This is a genomic window from Allorhizobium ampelinum S4 (assembly GCF_000016285.1).
GTDB classification, from domain to species: Bacteria; Pseudomonadota; Alphaproteobacteria; order Rhizobiales; family Rhizobiaceae; genus Allorhizobium; species Allorhizobium ampelinum.
On sequence record NC_011989.1, the window covers coordinates 3,276,321 to 3,295,075 of the forward strand.

General features: G+C 61.1%; 9 protein-coding genes and 1 pseudogene. 6 read left to right on the forward strand and 4 right to left on the reverse strand.

Features of this window, described 5'->3' with window-relative positions; genetic code table 11:
* Positions 1–3: 3 nt before the first annotated feature.
* A complete protein-coding gene (locus tag AVI_RS15465) occupies positions 4–861 on the reverse strand; it encodes a DMT family transporter (RefSeq protein WP_015917240.1) in 858 nt (285 codons plus the stop codon).
* 194 nt (positions 862–1,055) lie between these two features.
* Between AVI_RS15465 and AVI_RS15470 the strand changes: the two genes are divergently transcribed.
* The 6 genes from AVI_RS15470 to AVI_RS15495 all read left to right on the forward strand — a co-directional run bounded on the left by AVI_RS15470 (position 1,056) and on the right by AVI_RS15495 (position 14,906).
* Entirely contained in the window at positions 1,056–1,751 is a 696-nt protein-coding gene (locus AVI_RS15470) for a FadR/GntR family transcriptional regulator (RefSeq protein WP_015917241.1), read from the forward strand.
* A complete protein-coding gene (locus AVI_RS15475) occupies positions 1,748–3,028 on the forward strand; it encodes a CynX/NimT family MFS transporter (RefSeq protein WP_015917242.1) in 1,281 nt (426 codons plus the stop codon). The genes AVI_RS15470 and AVI_RS15475 overlap by 4 nt, the downstream gene beginning before the upstream one ends.
* Positions 3,029–3,250: 222 nt before the next feature.
* Positions 3,251–8,800, forward strand: coding sequence for an MG2 domain-containing protein (locus AVI_RS15480; protein ID WP_085946596.1), 5,550 nt, complete (start codon positions 3,251–3,253; stop codon positions 8,798–8,800).
* The gene (gene pbpC / locus AVI_RS15485; RefSeq protein ID WP_049777315.1) at positions 8,800–10,884 is read left to right on the forward strand and encodes a penicillin-binding protein 1C; all 2,085 of its coding nucleotides are present in this window, start codon (positions 8,800–8,802) and stop codon (positions 10,882–10,884) included. Before AVI_RS15480 ends, pbpC begins: the two co-directional genes overlap by 1 nt.
* Positions 10,885–11,195: 311 nt before the next feature.
* On the forward strand, positions 11,196–13,727 hold the full coding sequence (locus tag AVI_RS15490) for a methyl-accepting chemotaxis protein (RefSeq protein WP_015917245.1): 2,532 nt from the start codon (positions 11,196–11,198) through the stop codon (positions 13,725–13,727).
* A gap of 159 nt (positions 13,728–13,886) precedes the next feature.
* A complete protein-coding gene (locus AVI_RS15495) occupies positions 13,887–14,906 on the forward strand; it encodes an NAD-dependent epimerase/dehydratase family protein (protein ID WP_015917246.1) in 1,020 nt (339 codons plus the stop codon).
* Positions 14,907–14,983: 77 nt separating this feature from the next.
* On the opposite strand, the pseudogene AVI_RS15500 reads toward AVI_RS15495, so the two are convergent.
* The 3 genes and pseudogenes from AVI_RS15500 to AVI_RS15510 all read right to left on the reverse strand — a co-directional run bounded on the left by AVI_RS15500 (position 14,984) and on the right by AVI_RS15510 (position 18,707).
* Positions 14,984–16,146 (reverse strand): annotated as a pseudogene (locus AVI_RS15500) (glycosyltransferase family protein).
* A 112-nt stretch (positions 16,147–16,258) separates the two neighbouring features.
* Positions 16,259–17,494, reverse strand: coding sequence for a glycosyltransferase family 4 protein (locus AVI_RS15505; RefSeq protein ID WP_015917248.1), 1,236 nt, complete (start codon positions 17,492–17,494; stop codon positions 16,259–16,261).
* A gap of 4 nt (positions 17,495–17,498) precedes the next feature.
* On the reverse strand, positions 17,499–18,707 hold the full coding sequence (locus AVI_RS15510) for a glycosyltransferase family protein (RefSeq protein ID WP_015917249.1): 1,209 nt from the start codon (positions 18,705–18,707) through the stop codon (positions 17,499–17,501).
* Positions 18,708–18,755: the final 48 nt, after the last annotated feature.

The window sequence follows — 18,755 nt, forward strand, 5'->3', positions numbered from 1 at the left end:
TCTCTATTCCGGCACCGCCGGCAGCACGCAGTCGGTCTTGTTCAAATGCCGCTCGCGGAAGAAGATGAACAGGCCGGAGCCGATAATCAGGGCCGCGCCGATCACCATGCCGGTGCGCGGCACGTCGCCGAAAAACAGCCAGCCGAACAGCACGGCCCAGAGCAGCAGCGTATATTGCAAGGGCGCAACCGCTGCGGCATCGGATATTTTCAGCGCCCGGTTGACCAGCATATGCGCCGCCATGGCAACGATGCCAAGCAGGCCCAGCATGACGATATCGGTGGCGGAACCGATCTCCACCCAATCGAAGGGCGCGAAAAACAGTCCGCCAACCAGCGCCGCCGTCACCTGGAACAGCACCAGCAGCTTATCCGGCGTAGCCCGCAGCGAACGGCCGGACAGCATCATGAAAGCAAAGGCAGCGCTGCCGATAATGGAGATCAGCGCTGGTGCCGAAAACATCGCCCGCGACGGTTCCAGCGTGATGATCACACCGATAAAACCGACCACGATGGCGGTGATGCGCCGCCAGCCAAGCTTTTCCCCCAGCAGAAACGGCGCGCAGGCGGCCACATAGATCGGCGCGGCAAGCCAATAGGTCATCACATCGGCGAGCGGCAGATAGCTGACGGCGTAGTAGAACCCAATGATTTCCACCGTCGAGCACGTCACCCGGGCCAGCTGCATCCAGGGCCGTTCAACGCTGAGAATAGGCGCAAACCCACCACGCACCAGAAACGGCAGCAGGATCAGCAGCGCCGCGACGCTGCGCAGCACCACGACCTGCCCCAGCCCGTAATGGGCCACCAGCGCCTTGGCCATGGCATCGTTCAGCGCAAACATCAGCATCCCCGCCAGCATGATGGCCGGACCGGTGGCACGAGAGGTTTGAAAATTGGCGAGGAGCGAACGGATCACGACTGTAGGCCTTGATAAAAGGAAAAACGAATTGGCGCGTCCCTATCATGCGCGGAGCGAACCGCCCATACAGATCCGCTGAAATAAGTGTGCGACAACAATTGATAAAGTCATCGGATGACTTTATCAATTGTCCCATGAGACCTCTGCAAAAAACCAATCTGGCCGATGGGGCCGCCGAACGTATTCGAAACGCGCTTAGCCGTGGGACGTGGCGGGTCGGCGAAAAATTGCCGAACGAGCAAGGCCTGTCTGAAGCGCTGCATGTCAGCCGGGGCACGATCCGCGAAGCCGTGCGGGTTCTGGTGGCGCAGGGCCTGCTGGAAACCCGCCAGGGCTCCGGCACCTATGTGATCAAAGACCGCATCACCCCCGAACCGCTGGACCTTGCCCGCCGCACCAGCCTGCGCGACCGGCTGGAGGCCCGGCTGGCACTGGATGTCGAGGGGGCAAGGCTGGCCGCCATCAGGGCGAGACCGGCCACCATCAGGCAATTACACGCCCTGCTGGATCAGCGTGGCCATTCCGGTGCTGATCCCGACCGTAACGCTTTTATCGCTCGCGATCTGGCCTTTCACCGGGCGGTGATCGCCGCATCGGAAAACGCCGCCATGCTGGAGCTTTACGAGTTTTTCACCCGCTCGATTACCCAGACCATTGAGGCGACCACCGGCGGCCTGCTGCCGGAACCGGACCTTGACGCCCACCGCGCCATTGTCGATGCCATTGCCAGCGGCGATCCAGGCCAAGCAGACAGTGCGGTGCGCGCCTTCATGCAGCCGGTGCTTATCTTTCTCGATGACATTGCCTCCACTGAAAGCCTTAACCGATGACGAATGCCCATCCCAAGCTTGATCTTGGCGACGAATTGCTGATTGATGCGCAGGCCGAAGACGCCCCTCTCCCGCCGCAGGCATCAGGCCGGTCGCCTCTGTCGCGCATCGTTCTGGGCATCAGCCTCGTGTTGATTGCCTTCAACCTGCGCCCGTTGTTTTCCAGCGCCTCGACACTGCTGCCGGAAATACGCGATCAATTGGGTCTCTCCGTGCTGGGTGCCAGCCTGCTCACCACCTTGCCGGTGGTTTGCCTTGGGGTCTTCTCACCCTTGGCGCCCAGACTTGGCGACCGCTACGGCGCGGAAAAGACCCTGTTGGCCGTCATGGCGTTTCTGGCCATCGGCACCGCCTTGCGCGGCTTTTCCAGCCTTCCCACCTTGTTTTTCGGCACAGCGCTTGCCGGTGCCTGCATTGCGGTCGGAAATGTGCTGCTCCCGGGATTGGTGAAACGTGATTTCCCTGATCGGGCCGCGTTGATGACCGGCTTTTACACCATGGCGCTCTGTGGTGGCGCGGCGGCTGCCGCCGGGCTGACCCTGCCGATCGAGGCGGCCAGCGGCGGTTCGCTGGCCATCGGCCTTGCCGCCTGGGCACTTCCGGCTGCCGTGGTGTTCCTGCTGTTTCTGCCGCAGGCCTTTTCCAGTCATGCGGCAAGGCCGGGTTTCAAAACCGACGTGAAAGGCCTTTGGCGTGACCGGCTGGCCTGGAACGTGACGCTTTATACCGGGTTACAATCGGCGCTGGCCTATTGCGTCTTTGGTTGGCTGGTGCCGATCCTGCGCGAACGTGGGCTGGATGGGGTAACGGCAGGCGCGGTCGTCTCGGTCTCGGTCATGGTGCAGGCGGCGGCCTGTATTGTCGCGCCGCAGCTTGCCGTTCGGGGCAGGAACCAAAGCCTCGTCAATGCCACTGTAGCCATTCTCGCGGTCATCGCGCTGATCGGTCTGTTGTTTGCGCCGCTTTCCACCCTGTGGATCTGGGCCGTTCTGCAAGGCATCGGTCAGGGTGGCCTGATTGCACTGGCCATGACCGCCATCGTGCTGCGCTCCGGCAGCCCGCAGATTGCCGCCCATCTCTCCGGCATGGCGCAATGCATTGGCTATTGTCTGGCCGCCATTGGCCCGCTGCTTGTCGGGCTGATCCGTGGCTTCACGGGCAGTTTCGCCTGGGCCGCGCTGCTGTTTGCCGCGCTCGGCCTTGGCGCGACCTGGAATGGCTGGCGGGCAGGCCGCGATCTGCGGGTCGATGTGGTGATCGACGAAAAACCTCATTGACACCAAATGGTTAAATCGGAAGAGTAAAAGGACCTGCCACGGAAAATGGCAAGGTGCATTCCATGCGCGACACTCTCAAGTCTTGGATGGATGTGGGGCCGTCGCAATGGTTTCAAGACGAGAATGTTTGAGCATTGTCTTGCCTTGGAATAAGGAAATGGACGAGACGTGGGCGGCTCGTCGCGGCGCGCCGGTTGATCGACGGAAAGAGGGGCAATTGTCATGGGTCTGCAACGGATATTCGCCGGGACGGTGCTTGCCTTCCTGGGTCTCATGCTGCCAGCCTCCATACAATCAGCGATGGCTGCCGAAACCAACCGCAGCATCGCCCTGACCCAGGATGGCGATTACAGCGGCTTTGACCTGCGCACCGCGCAAAACGTCACGCTGGACCAATGCCAGGCAAGCTGTATCGATGACAAATCCTGCCGCGCTTTCACCTATAATCTCAAGGCGCGCTGGTGCTTCCTGAAATCGGATTTCAACCAGATCAGCCCCTTTGCGGGTGCTGTTGCCGGTAAGATTGTCACCAGTGCCACTGAGCCGGATATCGGCGCGCCCGCAAAGCTCGGCTTCATCTCCGATGGTCTGCGCGCACAAGCCAACGCGTTCAAAGCGCGGCTGGCACAGACGGCGGAACAGCCCGAACTGGGCCTGAACGGATTGATCGGACGCGCCCATGCCAGCCTGTCGGCGGGCAAAGGCACGGACGCCCTGGCCGGGTTTCTGGCCGCCGTCCAGCTTTCCCCTGAGGATGCCAGCCTGTGGATCAGCGCCGCTCGTGCCGCCAACACCATCAAAGATGATCGCGCAACTGCCAATCAGGGGCTTTACGCTGCCCTTCTCGGCTATGACCTGACCCGCAGCGCCAAGGAGCGAGCCGATGCACTGGCTGTGCTGGCCAAAGCGCTGGAGAAAAACGAGAATTTTCGCGCTGCACTGAACGCCTATAAGGCGAGCCTTGAGCTTATCGCCGATAAATCCGTTCGCGCCGCCTATCTGGCGCTGAAAGCCACCAAGGGTTTTCGCATCACCGGCAATAGCGTCGATGCCGATGCCGCATCCCCTCGCGCCTGCGTGCAATTTTCCGACCCGTTGATCAATCGCGGCACCGACTATACCGCCTTCGTCACCGTCAATGGCAAGCCTCCAAAAGTGCTGGAAGCCAAGGACAGCCAGCTTTGCATCGAGGGCCTCGACTATGGCCAGCGCTATACGATTGGACTGCGGGAAGGCCTGCCCTCCTCCGTCGATGAGCCGCTGACGGCAAAGACCGATATCGATGTCTATATCCGCGACCGCAGCCCGACCGTGCGCTTTACCGGTGATCATTTCGTACTGCCGTCGGCGGCACGGCGCGGCATTCCGCTGGTCTCTGTTAACACCGAGAGGGCCAATCTGAAGCTCTACCGGATTGGCGAACGGGCGATTGCGCCGCTGATGAGCAATTCGCAATTTCTCTCGCAGCTCAGTGGCTACGGGGCTGACCGGATCGAAAAGGACAATGGCGAACTGGTCTGGCAAGGTGCCATCGACATTGAAAGCAGCCTGAACCGTGAGGTCACCACCAGTTTTCCGGTGGACGAGGCTCTGCCGGAACGCAAGCCCGGCATCTATGTGCTGACAGCTGCCGCCGCTGCCGGGAAAAGTGACGAATGGGAAGACCGCGCCACCCAATGGTTCCTGGTGTCCGATATCGGCCTTTCCACCTTTGCCGGTACTGACGGGTTGAACGTGTTTGCCCGCTCGCTGAACTCCGCCAAGCCAATCGCCGGTGTCGAGCTGAAACTGCTGGCCCGCAACAACGAAATCCTCGGCACCGCCACCACCGATGATCAGGGCCGCGCCACCTTTTCCGCTGGATTGATGCGCTCCGGTGCGGCGCTAGCGCCTGCCGTTCTGACCGGCGAGCAACCGGGCAAGGATTTCGTGTTCCTCGACATGACCAAGGCCGGTTTCGACCTGTCGGACCGGGGCGTCACCGGGCGCACCGCACCGGGTGCCATCGATATTTTCGCCTGGACGGAACGCGGCATCTACCGCCCCGGCGACATGGTGCATGTGGCAGCCCTGGCCCGCGACATCGGCGCGGAAGCCATTGACGGCCTGCCGCTGACCTTCATTTTCACACGCCCCGACGGCGTGGAATATCGCCGCATGGTCAGCACCGGTGCAGGTCTTGGCGGTCATGTTGTGGATCTGGCGCTGGATACCTCGGTGATGCGCGGCACCTGGACGCTGGGCATTCATGTCGATCCGAAAAAACCGGCCATTGCCGAAAAGACCTTTCTCGTCGACGACTTCCTGCCCGACCGGATCGAGTTCGACCTGAAACCGGCAGCAGAGGTGCTGAAACCCGGCATGCCGCTGTCGGTTGGTGTCGATGGACGCTATCTCTACGGCGCACCGGCTGCTGGCCTTTCGCTGGAAGGCGACATGGTCATCAAGCCGACCCGCAGCCGCGACGACCTACCCGGCTTCGTCTTCGGCCTTGCCGATGAAGAGGCCGGAGACAATAGCAGCCTGACGCTGGACGCTCTCGAACCGCTGGATGACAAGGGCCATGGCAGCGTCGATCTTCAGGTTGATGATCTGCCCGCTACCACGCAGCTGTTGCAGGCGCAATTGTCCGTGCGCCTGAAGGAAGGCGGCGGCCGGGCGGTGGAGCGGCAATTGACCCTGCCGGTTGAGACCGGCCAGCCCGCCATCGGCATCAAGCCAGAGTTCTCCGGCGAACTTTCCGAAAACAGCACCGGCCATTTCCAGCTCATCGCGCTCGACGCTGATGGCAAGCCGCAGGCGCTTCCTGGTGCAAAGTGGAAATTGTTGAAATTGGAGCGCGATTACCAATGGTATCGCGACGGCAGCGCCTGGCGCTTCGAACCGATCACCACCACCAAGCTTGCCGCCAGCGGCACGGTCGATATCGGCGCGGAGAAAACCGATCTGCCGATGCCGGTCGGCTGGGGCCGTTACCGGTTGGAAGTCGATGCGCCAACACCGAATGGCGCGGCTTCCAGCATCGAATTCAACGCCGGCTGGTTTGTCGAGGCGGGCTCGACCGAAACCCCGGACGCATTGGAAATCGGCCTCGACAAGCCGGTCTATAAAATCGGTGAAACGGCAAAATTGAAAGTCTCATCGCGCTATGCCGGTGAGGTTCTGGTGACCATCGGCTCCGAGACCCTGATCGCGACGCAGACCGCCAGCCTTGCCGCCACCGGCGGTGAGATCGATATTCCCGTCACCGACAATATCGGCGCGGGCACCTATATCACCGCAACCCTTTATCGTCCGGGCGAAAGCCAGGAGACCCGTATGCCGATGCGCGCCATCGGCGTCACCTGGCTCAGTGTCGATCCGGCCAACCGCAAGCTGGCCATCAAGCTGACGCCGCCGCAGCAGATCGAGCCGCGTCGCAAGCTGACCGTGCCGATCAGCGTCACCGGTGGCGGCAATGATGCCTATGTCACGGTGGCGGCTGTGGATGTCGGTATTCTCAACCTCACCCGCTTTGAGACGCCTGACCCGGATGGCTGGTATTTTGGCCAGCGGCGTCTGGGCATTGAAATGCGCGATCTCTACGGTCAGTTGATCGACGGATCGCTTGGTGCCATGGGCAAGCTGCGCACCGGCGGCGATGGCGGCATGATGGCCTTGCAGGCCAGCCCGCCCAAGGAAAAACTGGTGGCGCTGTTTTCCGGCCCTGTTCATCTCGACCATACCGGCAAGGCGCAGGTGGAATTTGATATTCCGCAATTCAACGGCACCGTGCGCCTGATGGCCGTCGCCTGGAACCGCACCGGCATCGGCCATGCGCAAACCGATGTGATTGTCCGCGACCCCGTGGTTATCACAGCCTCCCTGCCGCGCTTCCTCGCCCCCGGCGATCAGGCCCGGCTCCAGCTTGATCTGGCCGCCACCGATGCGCCGGATGGAGATTATCTGCTGTCGCTGAAGGGCAATCCATCCGTGGAAATTGACCCTGCCAAGGCGCAGATTCCAGTGACGCTGAAGGCCGGTGCGCGGACCAGCCTGTCGGTCGGATTGAAGGGTCTTGTCCCCGGCGATGGCACGGTTTCCGTGGCGCTTACCTCTACCGGAACGGCTTCTGCCGGAGAGACAAATGGTGCAGGAACTTCTGCCACAGGCGCAAATACCGGGGAGGCAAAGAACACTGGACTGTCGCTCACCCGGTCGCTGGATCTGCCGGTGCGCCCAGCCGCGTTGCCGGTGACGACGCGGCGCGAATTGCCGCTGGCGGCGGGTAAGAGCCTGATCGTGGACGGCGATCTTCTGGCCGATAGCGTGCTGCAAGGCGCGTCGCTGAGCATCTCGGTGTCGCGCAGTGCTAATTTCGACATTGCCGCCCTGCTGACAAGCCTTGACCGCTACCCCTATGGCTGCGCCGAGCAGACCACCAGCCGGGCGCTGCCGCTGCTCTACCTCAACGATCTCGCCAATGTCGCCGGTCTGCCCGCTGATGCCGATATCAACCGGCGCATTCAGGACGCCATCTACCGGGTGCTGTCCTATCAGGCAGCACAGGGCAGTTTCGGCCTTTGGGCACCCGGTTCGGAAGACCTGTGGCTGGACGCCTATGTCAGTGATTTCCTGACCCGCGCACGTGAAAAGGGCTTCGACGTACCCGACAACGCCCTGGTGCAAGCGCTCGATAATCTGGCCAACAAGCTCTCCTATGACACCGATGTCGAAGCGCAGGGCAATGAGATAGCCTATGCGCTCTATGTGCTGGCCCGCAATCGCCGCGCCGCGATCAGCGACCTGCGCTACTATGCCGATACGATGCTGGACCGTTTCCCGACGCCGCTGTCCAAGGCGCATCTGGCTGCGGCCCTGTCGCTCTATGGCGATCCGGTCAAGGCCGAGGCGATCTTCCGCACCGCAAGCGCCCAGTCGCAGCAAGGCTCGATCACACCAGTCAGCCTGGCGCGGTCGGATTACGGTTCGCAATTGCGCGACGGCGCGGCCATTCTGGCGCTGGCCGCCGAGGCCCGGCCCGTGCCGCCGATCATCCCGGCGCTCAGCAGGTCGGTGATCGAAGACTGGAAGCGCAAATCCTATACCAGCACTCAGGAGGAAAGCTGGATGCTGCTGGCCGCCCGAGCGCTGGACAAAAGCGACGATGGCCTTGCCGTGACCGTCAATGGCAGCCTGAAAACCGGCGGTTACCGGGCGAGGATCGAGGGCGAGGAGCTGATGCATCAGCCGGTGACGCTGGACAATAGCGGGGCCGATCCGCTGACGGCAACAGTCACCACGGTGGCCGTGCCGAAATATCCGCTGCCCGCGGCCAGCGAAGGCTTCACCATCGAGCGCAGCTATTACACGCTGTCGGGTGAGAAGGTGAATATCAGCGAGGCGGTGCAGAACCAGCGTTATGTCGTGGTGTTGAAAGTTGCCCAGACTGCTATGGGAGAACCGAGCCTGCCAACCCAATTGCTGGTGACGGACCTCCTCCCCGCTGGCCTGGAAATCGACAATCCGGCCCTGGTCGGCAGTGCTGATCTGGCCAATTTCGACTGGCTGGGCGAGACCAAAGCCGCCCATCTGGAATTCCGCGACGACCGCTTTGTCGCCGCCCTCGACAGCGCCAGTCAGGACAGTGGCGACATGGTTCTGGCCTATGTGGTGCGCGCCGTGACACCTGGTGTGTTCGACCTCCCCGCCGCCAGCGTTGAGGATATGTATCGCCCGCAGCGCTACGCCCGCACCGCGATGGGACGCATGGAGGTCAAGGCAGAACAGTGATCCGGCGCAGCAAGACATTCAGCTTGGTGCTGCTGACCTGCCTGCTTGTGGGCGGGGCGGTTTGGCATGGGCTGAACCGGCTGGATGCGGCCTTCCCGCCGCCGCTTGATGCGATCAGCCCGAATTCGGCGGAACTTCTGGATGCCGATGGGCAATTGCTGCGGGCCTTCACCACGCAGGAAGGCCGCTGGCGGCTGAAAACCGTGGCCGCCGATGTCGATCCTTTGCTGGTACGCATGCTGGTCGCTTATGAGGACCGGCGTTTCTATCAGCATTCCGGTGTCGATGGGCTGGCGCTTGGTCGGGCGGCTCTTCAACTCATCCGCCATGGCCGGATCGTGTCAGGTGCCTCAACGCTGTCCATGCAGGTGGCAAGGCTGATCGAACCTCGAAAATCACGCTCCTTTCTGGCCAAGACCCAGCAGGCATTGCGGGCCATCCAGATCGAGCACCGGTTGGACAAGGCCGCCATTCTCGATCTCTACCTGACGCATGCCCCCTATGGCGGCAATCTCGAAGGGGTGCGGGCCGCCTCGCTTGCCTATTTCGGCAAGGAGCCGAAACATCTGACGCCTGCGCAAGCAGCACTGCTTGTCGCCCTGCCGCAATTGCCGGAACGGCGGCGGCCCGACCGCTTTGCCGATAACGCCCTTGCCGCCCGCGACCGGGTGCTGGCCCGCATGGAAAAAGCCGGCATTGTTTCTGCGCAGGACCGGCAATTGGCAAGCGCCGTGCCGATCCCGCAGACAAGGCTGGAATTGCCGATGCTCGCGGCCCATGTCGGCGATGCCGAGCGACGCAAGCGGCCAGAAAGCCTGACCTATCCGACCACACTCAAAAAAGACGCGCAGGCCGCGCTGGAAACCGTGGCGAGACAAGCCGCCCAAAGACTTCCGCCAAAAGTTTCCGTGGCAATCCTGGCCGCCGACATCCGCACCGGCGAGATCCTCGCCCGGGTCGGTTCCGCCGCCTATCTCGATGCCAGCCGCTCCGGCTGGATCGACATGACGCGCATCAAGCGATCGCCGGGCTCGACGCTGAAGCCGCTGATCTACGGCCTGGCTTTCGAGCAGGGCCTGATCGCCCAGGATACGGTGATCGAAGACCGTCCCGCCGATTTCGCCGGCTATCGGCCGAAAAATTTCGACATGCATTATCAGGGCGACGTCACCATTCGCGATGCCCTGCAACTGTCGCTGAACGTGCCGGCGGTCCGCTTGCTGGAAGCGGTCGGCCCTTCGCAATTGCTTGCCCGGCTGAAACGAGCCGATATCAGGATCGATCTGCCCAAGGCAGAAACCCCGGGGCTGGCCATCGCGTTGGGCGGTGCCGGTACGACGTTGAAGGATCTCGTCGGGCTTTATGCCGCCCTTGCCCGGCAAGGCAGCGCCATCCGACTGCGCGACTGCGCTATGCCCAGTGGCGCTCATGTTCAGCCCGGACGCCTGCTGGAACCGGCAGCGGCCTGGAACGTCACCGATATCCTGTCCGGCGTCGCCCCGCCGCTTGGCGCGCTGACTGGTCGGATCGCCTATAAAACCGGCACCAGCTACGGCTACCGCGATGGCTGGTCTATCGGTTATGATGGCCGCACGGTGATTGGTGTGTGGATTGGCAGGGCGGATAACAGTGCCATTCCCGGCCTGACCGGCTATGGCACCGCAGCCCCTGTTTTGTTTGAGGCTTTTGCCCGGTCCAAACTGCCGCAAGCCCCCCTGCCCCCGCCGCCGGAGGGCGCCTTGCGGATCGCCAAGAGCGATCTGACACCCGGCCTCAGGCGCTTCTCACGCGACGCCAGCGGCTTGATTGCCCTCAATGCGCGCGAAAAACCGCCGATGATCGTCTATCCCCCGGAAGGCGCCCATGTGGAACTCGGCCGGACCGCCGATGGCGCGCAGCTCCCGCTGGTGCTGAAACTTCAGGCGGGCCGCGCGCCCTTCCGCTGGCTGGCCAATGGACAGGCCTTGCCGGATCTCGCCCGCACCCGCACCACCCGCTGGACACCCGATGGCAATGGTTACTCGACACTAACGGTGATCGATGCGAGCGGGCGTAGTGCCAGCGTTGGCATTTTCCTTCAATAACATTGATTTACACTTATATATTACAAGCTCATATACCCTCGATAAAAAGGGGGAAATGGCAAATTTAAGTCGATCTTAACAAACACCTCCTAATGTCGTTGATTGACGATGATGTCGGTTGACCGCCAGCGCCTGCACAATGACTGTGAGAGGTCTGACACGCTTCTGGACAGCGATGGCAGAGACTTGCCGCTCAAGACATGTCGTCCTTATCCGGAAATCGCTTTGCATTTGCTGCCTCAATCGCTCAACCAAACGCGCCAAAGACGCGTATCCGGCCAGGCGACATGGCTTTGGAGAAGCTGGACCCCATGTTCATAGATCGCTTGCTGTCGCGTTTCCGCATTCAGACCAAGGTATTGATTTTCATCCTTCCCTTCGTCGTCACCATCGGCGCGGTCGGCTTCACCGGTCTCTATGCCTCCGGCCTGCTTCAAGGTCGAATGGAGATTTCCAACAGCGTGCTGCAATCCTTGAGCGGGTTTCGCGACGTCTCTATCGCGATGACGGAATTTCTCGACAAGGCCACAGAGCAAAGCCGCAATGCGGTCACCGAAAAGCTGAAAGAACAGCAGCGGGTGCTCAAGCGCACGCTGGATCAACTCGATGCCAATGCCGATGGCCGAAGCGAGTTGGAAAAGGCTTCGACCGCCGTCGATGGCGTCGTCAGCCACATGGGCACGCTTTGGTCGCTGCACGAAACGGAAGCCAACCTGATCAAGGATATGAACCAGGGCACCGCCAATATTGTCGCCGCCCAGAATGATCTGTCGGAGGCCATGAAGAAAGTGACCTTGTCGATCCAGGCTGACGAGACCGCCGCCAAGCAGATGCTGCGCGATGCCGACAAGATTGCACTGACCAGCAGTTTTCTGACGGATATCAATCGCAAATTCGGCAGCCTGCCGACCCCGGAAGAGAAATTCGACTACGTTGCGGCCAATCTCGCCGAAATGAAGACCCGCCAGCCACCCCTGGCCGCTGCCCTGCCGGAAAAGAACAAATCCGCCGCCCGGACCATTGAGACCATCGTCAAGGATCTCGGCGACATGGTCACAGCAGGTGACAAATCGCCGGAAGTGGCCGAGGCCATGGCGACCAAGCTGCGGAATTTTACCCAGCTTTCTGCCTATCTCGGCCTTGCCGCCCAACAGAAAATGAAGGATGCCACAGCCCGCTTCGGCGAAATGGACGTGCCGCTGGAAAAGGCGCAGCTGCTTTTGACCGACGGGCGCGGCCTGATCGATGCCGCCTACAGGTTCCAGATCACCACCGCCAGCTTCATGCTGGCACCGACCGAGCAGAATCTCACCAGCCTGCGTCGGGAATTCGCCGGGTTAAAAACAGCGCTCGCTGCACTCAAAGGCACATCCGGCTCGTTTGGCCTCTATGCGCCGCTTGAAGCCAAGCTGTCGCCCGCCATCGCCCTGATGGAAAAGGCCAGCACCGAACTGGTCAAGATCAGCCAGGATCGCCAATCCAACTTCCAGACCGCCAGCACCGACCTCGACCGCATCTGGCAGCAGCTGACATCTTTTGCCGAAATGCAAAAAGTCAGCGCCGGGGAAGAACGTCGTGACGCCAATTCGATTTCCATCGGCGCCATGACCCTCGGCCTGCTGATTTCACTGTTTGCCGGTATCGGCCTCGTTCTCACCTTCAAGGGACCGATCGGCCAGATTACCGCGGCCATGCGTCGCCTGGCCGATGGCAAGCTGGACACCGGCATCAGCGGGGAAGCCCGTGTCGATGAAATCGGCGAAATGGCCCGCGCGCTCGGCGTGTTCAAGCAGAATGCACTGTCGAAAATCGAGATCGAGCAGCGCAGCGAGGCTGAGCGCAATGAAGCAGAGGAAGAACGCCGCCGCAACGATGCGGAAAAACAGGCGGTCGACCGACAGATCGAATTTGCCGTCAACGCCCTGGCGGGGGGATTGGGGCGGCTGGCCAGCGGCGATATCTCCGTCACCATCGATACGCCTTTTACCGGTCGTCTCGAACAATTGCGCGTCGATTTCAACACGTCGCTGCAAAACCTTCAGGACACGATGCGCCAGATCCGCGCCAATACCTATATGATCCAGCGCAATGCAGGCGAAATGACCGCTGCCGCCGATGACTTGGCCAAACGCACCGAACAGCAGGCCGCATCGCTGGAACAGACCGCCGCAGCCGTCGATGAAATCACCGTGACGGTGAAATCTTCGACCGAACAGGCGCAGGCCGCCAACACCATCGTTGCCGAGACAAAAACCGCTGCCGATACCTCCTCCAAGGTCGTCGCCAGCGCCATTGATGCCATGGGCCGGATCGAAAATGCCTCCGGCCAGATTGTCCAGATCATCGACGTCATTGACGAAATCGCCTTCCAGACCAACCTGCTGGCGCTAAACGCTGGCGTCGAAGCGGCCCGCGCCGGGGAAGCGGGCAAGGGCTTTGCGGTCGTTGCCCAGGAAGTACGCGAACTGGCGCAACGCTCGGCCAATGCCGCCAAGGATATCAAGGCGCTGATCAACACGTCGAGCACGGAAGTCGCCGCCGGTGCAAAGCTGGTGCAGCGCACCGGCGAGGTTCTTTCGGAAATCTCGACGAAAATCGTCAGCGTTTCACAGAGGGTCGAAGCGATTGCGCTGGCCAGCCGCGACCAGTCCACGGCCTTGGGCGAGGTCAATTCCGCCGTCAACGGCATGGACCAGATGACCCAGCGCAATGCCGCCATGGTCGAGGAAACCAATGCCGCCACCCGCCAATTGGCCGACGAAGCCGATACGCTGATGGGTCTGGTCGATCAGTTCAAGCTTGGTGCCGATCCAAGAGACCGGGCACAGACCAGAGCCGCCTGAACAAGATCAAAGCTTTCAGCACATTGAGCCGGTGGGGAAACCCGCCGGTTCACGCATTTTAAGGCCTTGTTTCAGGCTTTGACCAGAACCTGCTTGACTTGAAGGTGGAGCCGCTTCTTAAACACAACGGCTTCGTCCATCTGGAAAGTGAGTTCTCTCGTGCGCTATTTCATCACCGGCACCGCTGGCTTTATCGGCTTTCATCTGGCCCGCCGTCTGCTTCAGGACGGCCATACCGTCACCGGCTATGACGGGATGACCGCCTATTACAATCTGAAACTGAAAGAAGCCCGCAACGCTGCTCTTGCTCAGTTTCCAAACTTTAGCGGCGTCATTGGCATGCTGGAGGACCGCGACGCGCTTGAGCGGGCCGTGGATCAGGCCAAGCCCGACGTCATCATCCATCTCGCTGCCCAGGCAGGCGTACGCTACAGTCTAGAAAACCCGAAAGCCTATCTGGATTCCAACCTGATCGGGTCCTGGAACATCGTCGAGATCGCCAGGCAATTGCAGATCGGCCATTTGATGCTGGCCTCGACCTCATCGATTTACGGCGCTAATCCGCAGGTTCCCTTCCGTGAGACCGACCGCGCCGACGAGCCGATGACATTCTATGCCGCCAGCAAGAAGGGCATGGAGCTGATGGCGCACAGCTATGCCCATCTCTACAAAGTGCCGACCACAGCCTTCCGGTTCTTCACCGTCTACGGCCCCTGGGGTCGCCCGGATATGGCGCTGTTCAAGTTCATGAAGGCCATGCTGGCCGATGAAGCCATCGAGATCTATGGCGAAGGCAAGATGAGCCGCGATTTCACCTATATCGACGACCTGATCGACAGTGTCATCGCGCTGTCAGCCATTGCTCCCAGCGAGGAAAACCGGGTCCGCACCCCGGAAAACCTGGATACGCTCTCCCATAATGCGCCATTCCGCGTCATCAATATCGGCGGCGGCCAGCCGATTGCACTGATGGATTTCATCGAAACCATCGAGACCATCATGGGCCGCCCGACCAAGCGCAAAATGCTGCCGATGCAGCAGGGTGACGTGCCACGCACCTTTGCCAGCCCCGACCTGCTGGTGGCGCTCACCGGCCAGAAACCGACGACAACACTGGATGTCGGCGTCAAGGCCACCATGGACTGGTATCTGGAGCATTATCGCCAGCTTGGGCTGTGATAAGCTGAGCAATCATGCTTAACTTAAAGAGCGTGCAAATACCTCACATCTATCAGAGATGTGACGCATAAAGCCCCTCACCCCGCCTGCCGTTGCTCCACCAACTCCTTGACCAGCCGCGCCGTTTCCACGGCACCGTTCAGCGAAACAGACAGTTTTTAGGAAACTTCAATTTCAGCGCCTTGGTGATGGCCTTCGCCATGGCCTCGCCATTCAATCCGTCCTCGCCGATGACCACCGCCAGGCCCAGCGCCTCCAATTTTTCCGCCCGCACCGTCTGCTCGGTTTCGCCGCCCGCCGCAAACGGCACCAGCAGTGCCGGGCATCTGGCCCGCAACAGATCGCAGACGGTGTTATATCCCGCCTGTGAAATCGACAGTTTGGCCTTGGGCAACAAGGCCGGGAAATCCGGGCGAAAGCGATGGAGCGCAACGGTGCCGGGTGCGCGCTGGGTAAAGCGCTCATAATCGGCCTCAGGCAGGTTGGGTCCGGTAATCAGGCACCAGCGCAGCTGTTCACCAAGATCACCGCCGAGACTATCGCGGGCATCCAGCGCCGCTTCGATCAAGGCGGCACCGACCGCCCCTCCTCCCGCCGAAATGACAATGTCGAACACCTCGTCTGCCGGATCCGGCTCAGGCGCAGCAACCAGGCCGGTATAATGCAGCTTGTCGTGAATGGTCTTTGCCAGCGGAAACGTCTCTTCCAGCTCGACGAATTGCGGATCGCCATGCACGAGAACGCCATCGAAATGGTCCTGCACCAGCTTGACGGTTTCCTTGTCGCGGCCGGGCTTGCGGTTTTCCTGCAAGATGTCGCGCACCGAACTCAGCAGCAACGGCTTGGGATGCGTGGCCTTGATCGCGTCCAGCAGCGGCAGAAGCTCGAAGCGCACCTGCCTGCGACCGAACGGAAAAGCCTCGATGATGACCACATCAGGCCGCACCGCCTCGAAAGCCGCCAACAGCAGGGCAGACCGGCTTGTCTCGAAACTCGCATCAACCGGCTTGCCTTCACTATCGACCAGACCGGAAAAGCCCGTGGCTGAGACAACGGCGGGCAATTGCACATGCTCGATACCCGGTCCCGGAAAGCCCTTGACCGATGTTCCGCCCGTCACCAGCGTCACCGACATGCCAGATTCTGCCATGGCCCCGGCCAATCGGCTGGCGCGGGCCAGATGGCCAATACCCAGCAAATGCTGCACATAAAAGAATACCCGTTTCGGGCGAAGAGTCATGTACGTATGCTCCTGGGGAGTTTCCGCTTTTCACAGAATGGCGAGACGCAAAGAATGCCATATCACGCGCCGTCAAAGGCATATTTCCTGAAATCAGCCCCTATGCAAGCGCTTATTGACGGCCAGAAAACAAGTCCGTCAGGTCACGGATGCTGTTGCGGTAATCGAAATCACGCCGCACCTTGCCCTCGGCGGCGGACCCGAGCCGGGCGCGCAAGGCCGGATCACGCATGGCCTTTTCCAGCGCCACAGCCAGCGCCTGCGCATCATCAGGCTCCACCAGCAGTCCATTTTCGCCGTCGACGAACAGTTCGGATATCCCCGAGACCGTGGTGCTGACCGGCATCAGCCCCTGACTTGCGGCCTCCACCAGCACATTCGGCAGGCCGTCGCGGTCGCCATCGGCGGTGATCCGACAGGCGAGCGTAAAAAGATCGCTGTCGCGGTAATGGGTCAGCACATCGCGCTGGTCCATCGCCCCTTTCCAGGTGATGCGACTGGCAATGCCAAGCTGATCCGCCAAGGCCTGCAACCGAACAAGTTCATCACCGCCACCGATATGGGTAAAATGCCAGTTGAGATCGGCGGGAAGCGCTGAAAGCGCCCGCAGCAGCACATCATAGCCCTTCTTTTTCACCGCACGGCCAACCGACAGCAACCGCAGCGGATCGGCGGTGTCAGATCCATCGCGGGCCGGACGCACGCCCTCGAAATGCGGAAACCGATCAAGATCGAGCCCGTGGTAGCTCAGGTGGACGCTACCGCGTCCATCGGCCAGAGCGCTCAACCGGTCGAAACCGACTTTCGTGCAGGTCACCACCCAGGTCGCATGGGCCAATTTATCAGCCAGATCCCAACTTTCCGATGTCCAGATATCCTTGGCATGGGCCGAAACGCTGAACCCCCTGCTGCCAAGCAGGCTGGCATAAAAGGCGACCGAGGCGGGCGTGTGGATGAAATGCGCATGCAGCCAATCCGCCTTGCCAGGCCATTCGGCCACCAGCACCATGGCCTGACCCAGACGGCGAAACCGGTTGCGGGAGAAATCGCGCCTTAAATCCTTGAAAAACTGTGTGAGAACCGGGCGAAAACCGGGCAGACGCCGCACGGCCCACAGGGCTTTCAGCACGCGCCCCGGCTCTTCATGCAGATATTCCGGCAGGTAATGCACCGGCGCCTGGATCTCATCATGGACGGGATGACGCTTTTTGTCAGTCGGGCGGCGCATGGCCACCAGCTCCAGCGCAAAGCCAGCCTGCTCCAGGCCCAGCAATTCCTGGGCGATAAAGGTTTCCGACAGGCGCGGATAGCCTTTCAGTAAAACGACAATCTTTGTTGGCTTCGGCACGATCTTACCCTTGCACCACCGAGAAACGTCCGGCACCGCGCTCCTCCAGACAATCGGCAACGATGCGGGAAATGGTCGGCAAGCCTTCCAGATGCATGCCCGGCGCACTGATCGAGGGCGGATCGCGTTTCAATACGGCCTTGATGGCCTGGGCAAACGCCATGCTATCGCTGGATTGGTCGGGCAGGACCATGCTGACCAGACCCAGTTCGCAAGCGCGGGTGGCGCGGATCAGCTGTTCCTCGCGCGGCTCGGTGCGCGGCACGATCAGGGCGGGCTTATCGAAGGACAGAATTTCGCAATAGGTATTATAGCCGCCCATCGCCACCACCGCCTTGGCACCGGCGATCAGATCTTCCATGCGGTTGTCGAATTCGATCATCGTCAGCTTGGGATGGCGCGATCCCGCCTCCATGAATTTCTGCCGCAAGTCGGCCGGCATATAAGGCCCCAGCACCACCAGGGCCTGCTGGTCCAGCGTCGGATCGGCCTGATAAGCGGCAATGACATCGCGCACCAGATCGCCGCCATCGCCACCGCCACCGGTGGTCACCAGCAGGTAATCTTCCTGGGGCGAGTGATCGGACCGGGTTCCCGTCAGGGCATTGCGTTGCAGGAAGCCGACGAAACGCATTTTCGAGCGCAAGGCCTGCGGCGCGTCGATACCGGTCAGCGGATCATAGAAATCCGGCGGCCCATAGACCCAGACGTCATCATAGAGCCGGGCGATCTTGGCCAGGACATCATTGCGCTTCCATTCCGCTTCCAGAAGATGCGGCGCATCCATCACGTCGCGCAGGCCGAGCACCAGTTTCGTGCCGCGGGTTTTCAGATAGGTCAGCGTGTCCTCCACCTCGCCGCGCAGGCCAAGCGGTTCCTTGTCGATGATGAACATGTCCGGCTCGAAACTTTCCGCCGTGTGGCGGATGATCGACTGGCGCATTTTCAGCGTTTCATGCAGATCGATATGACGGTCCATCGAGGTGTATTCGCCATTGCGCAGCTTGATGACGCTGGGAATTTTGACGAAATCGACCCGGGCGCGATAATCGAAGGCACCGGCAATCGTCGCGCCTGAAATGATCAGCACTTGCAGGCCGCGATAATCCTCCACCAGCGAATGGGCAATGGTGCGGCAGCGGCGCAAATGGCCGAGACCGAACGTGTCATGGCTGTACATGAGGATGCGGGCTTGCCCCAGTCGTCTCGACATGTGGTCAGTCTCTCCGAGAAGTGTCACTGCATGGAACCGTCAATCCGG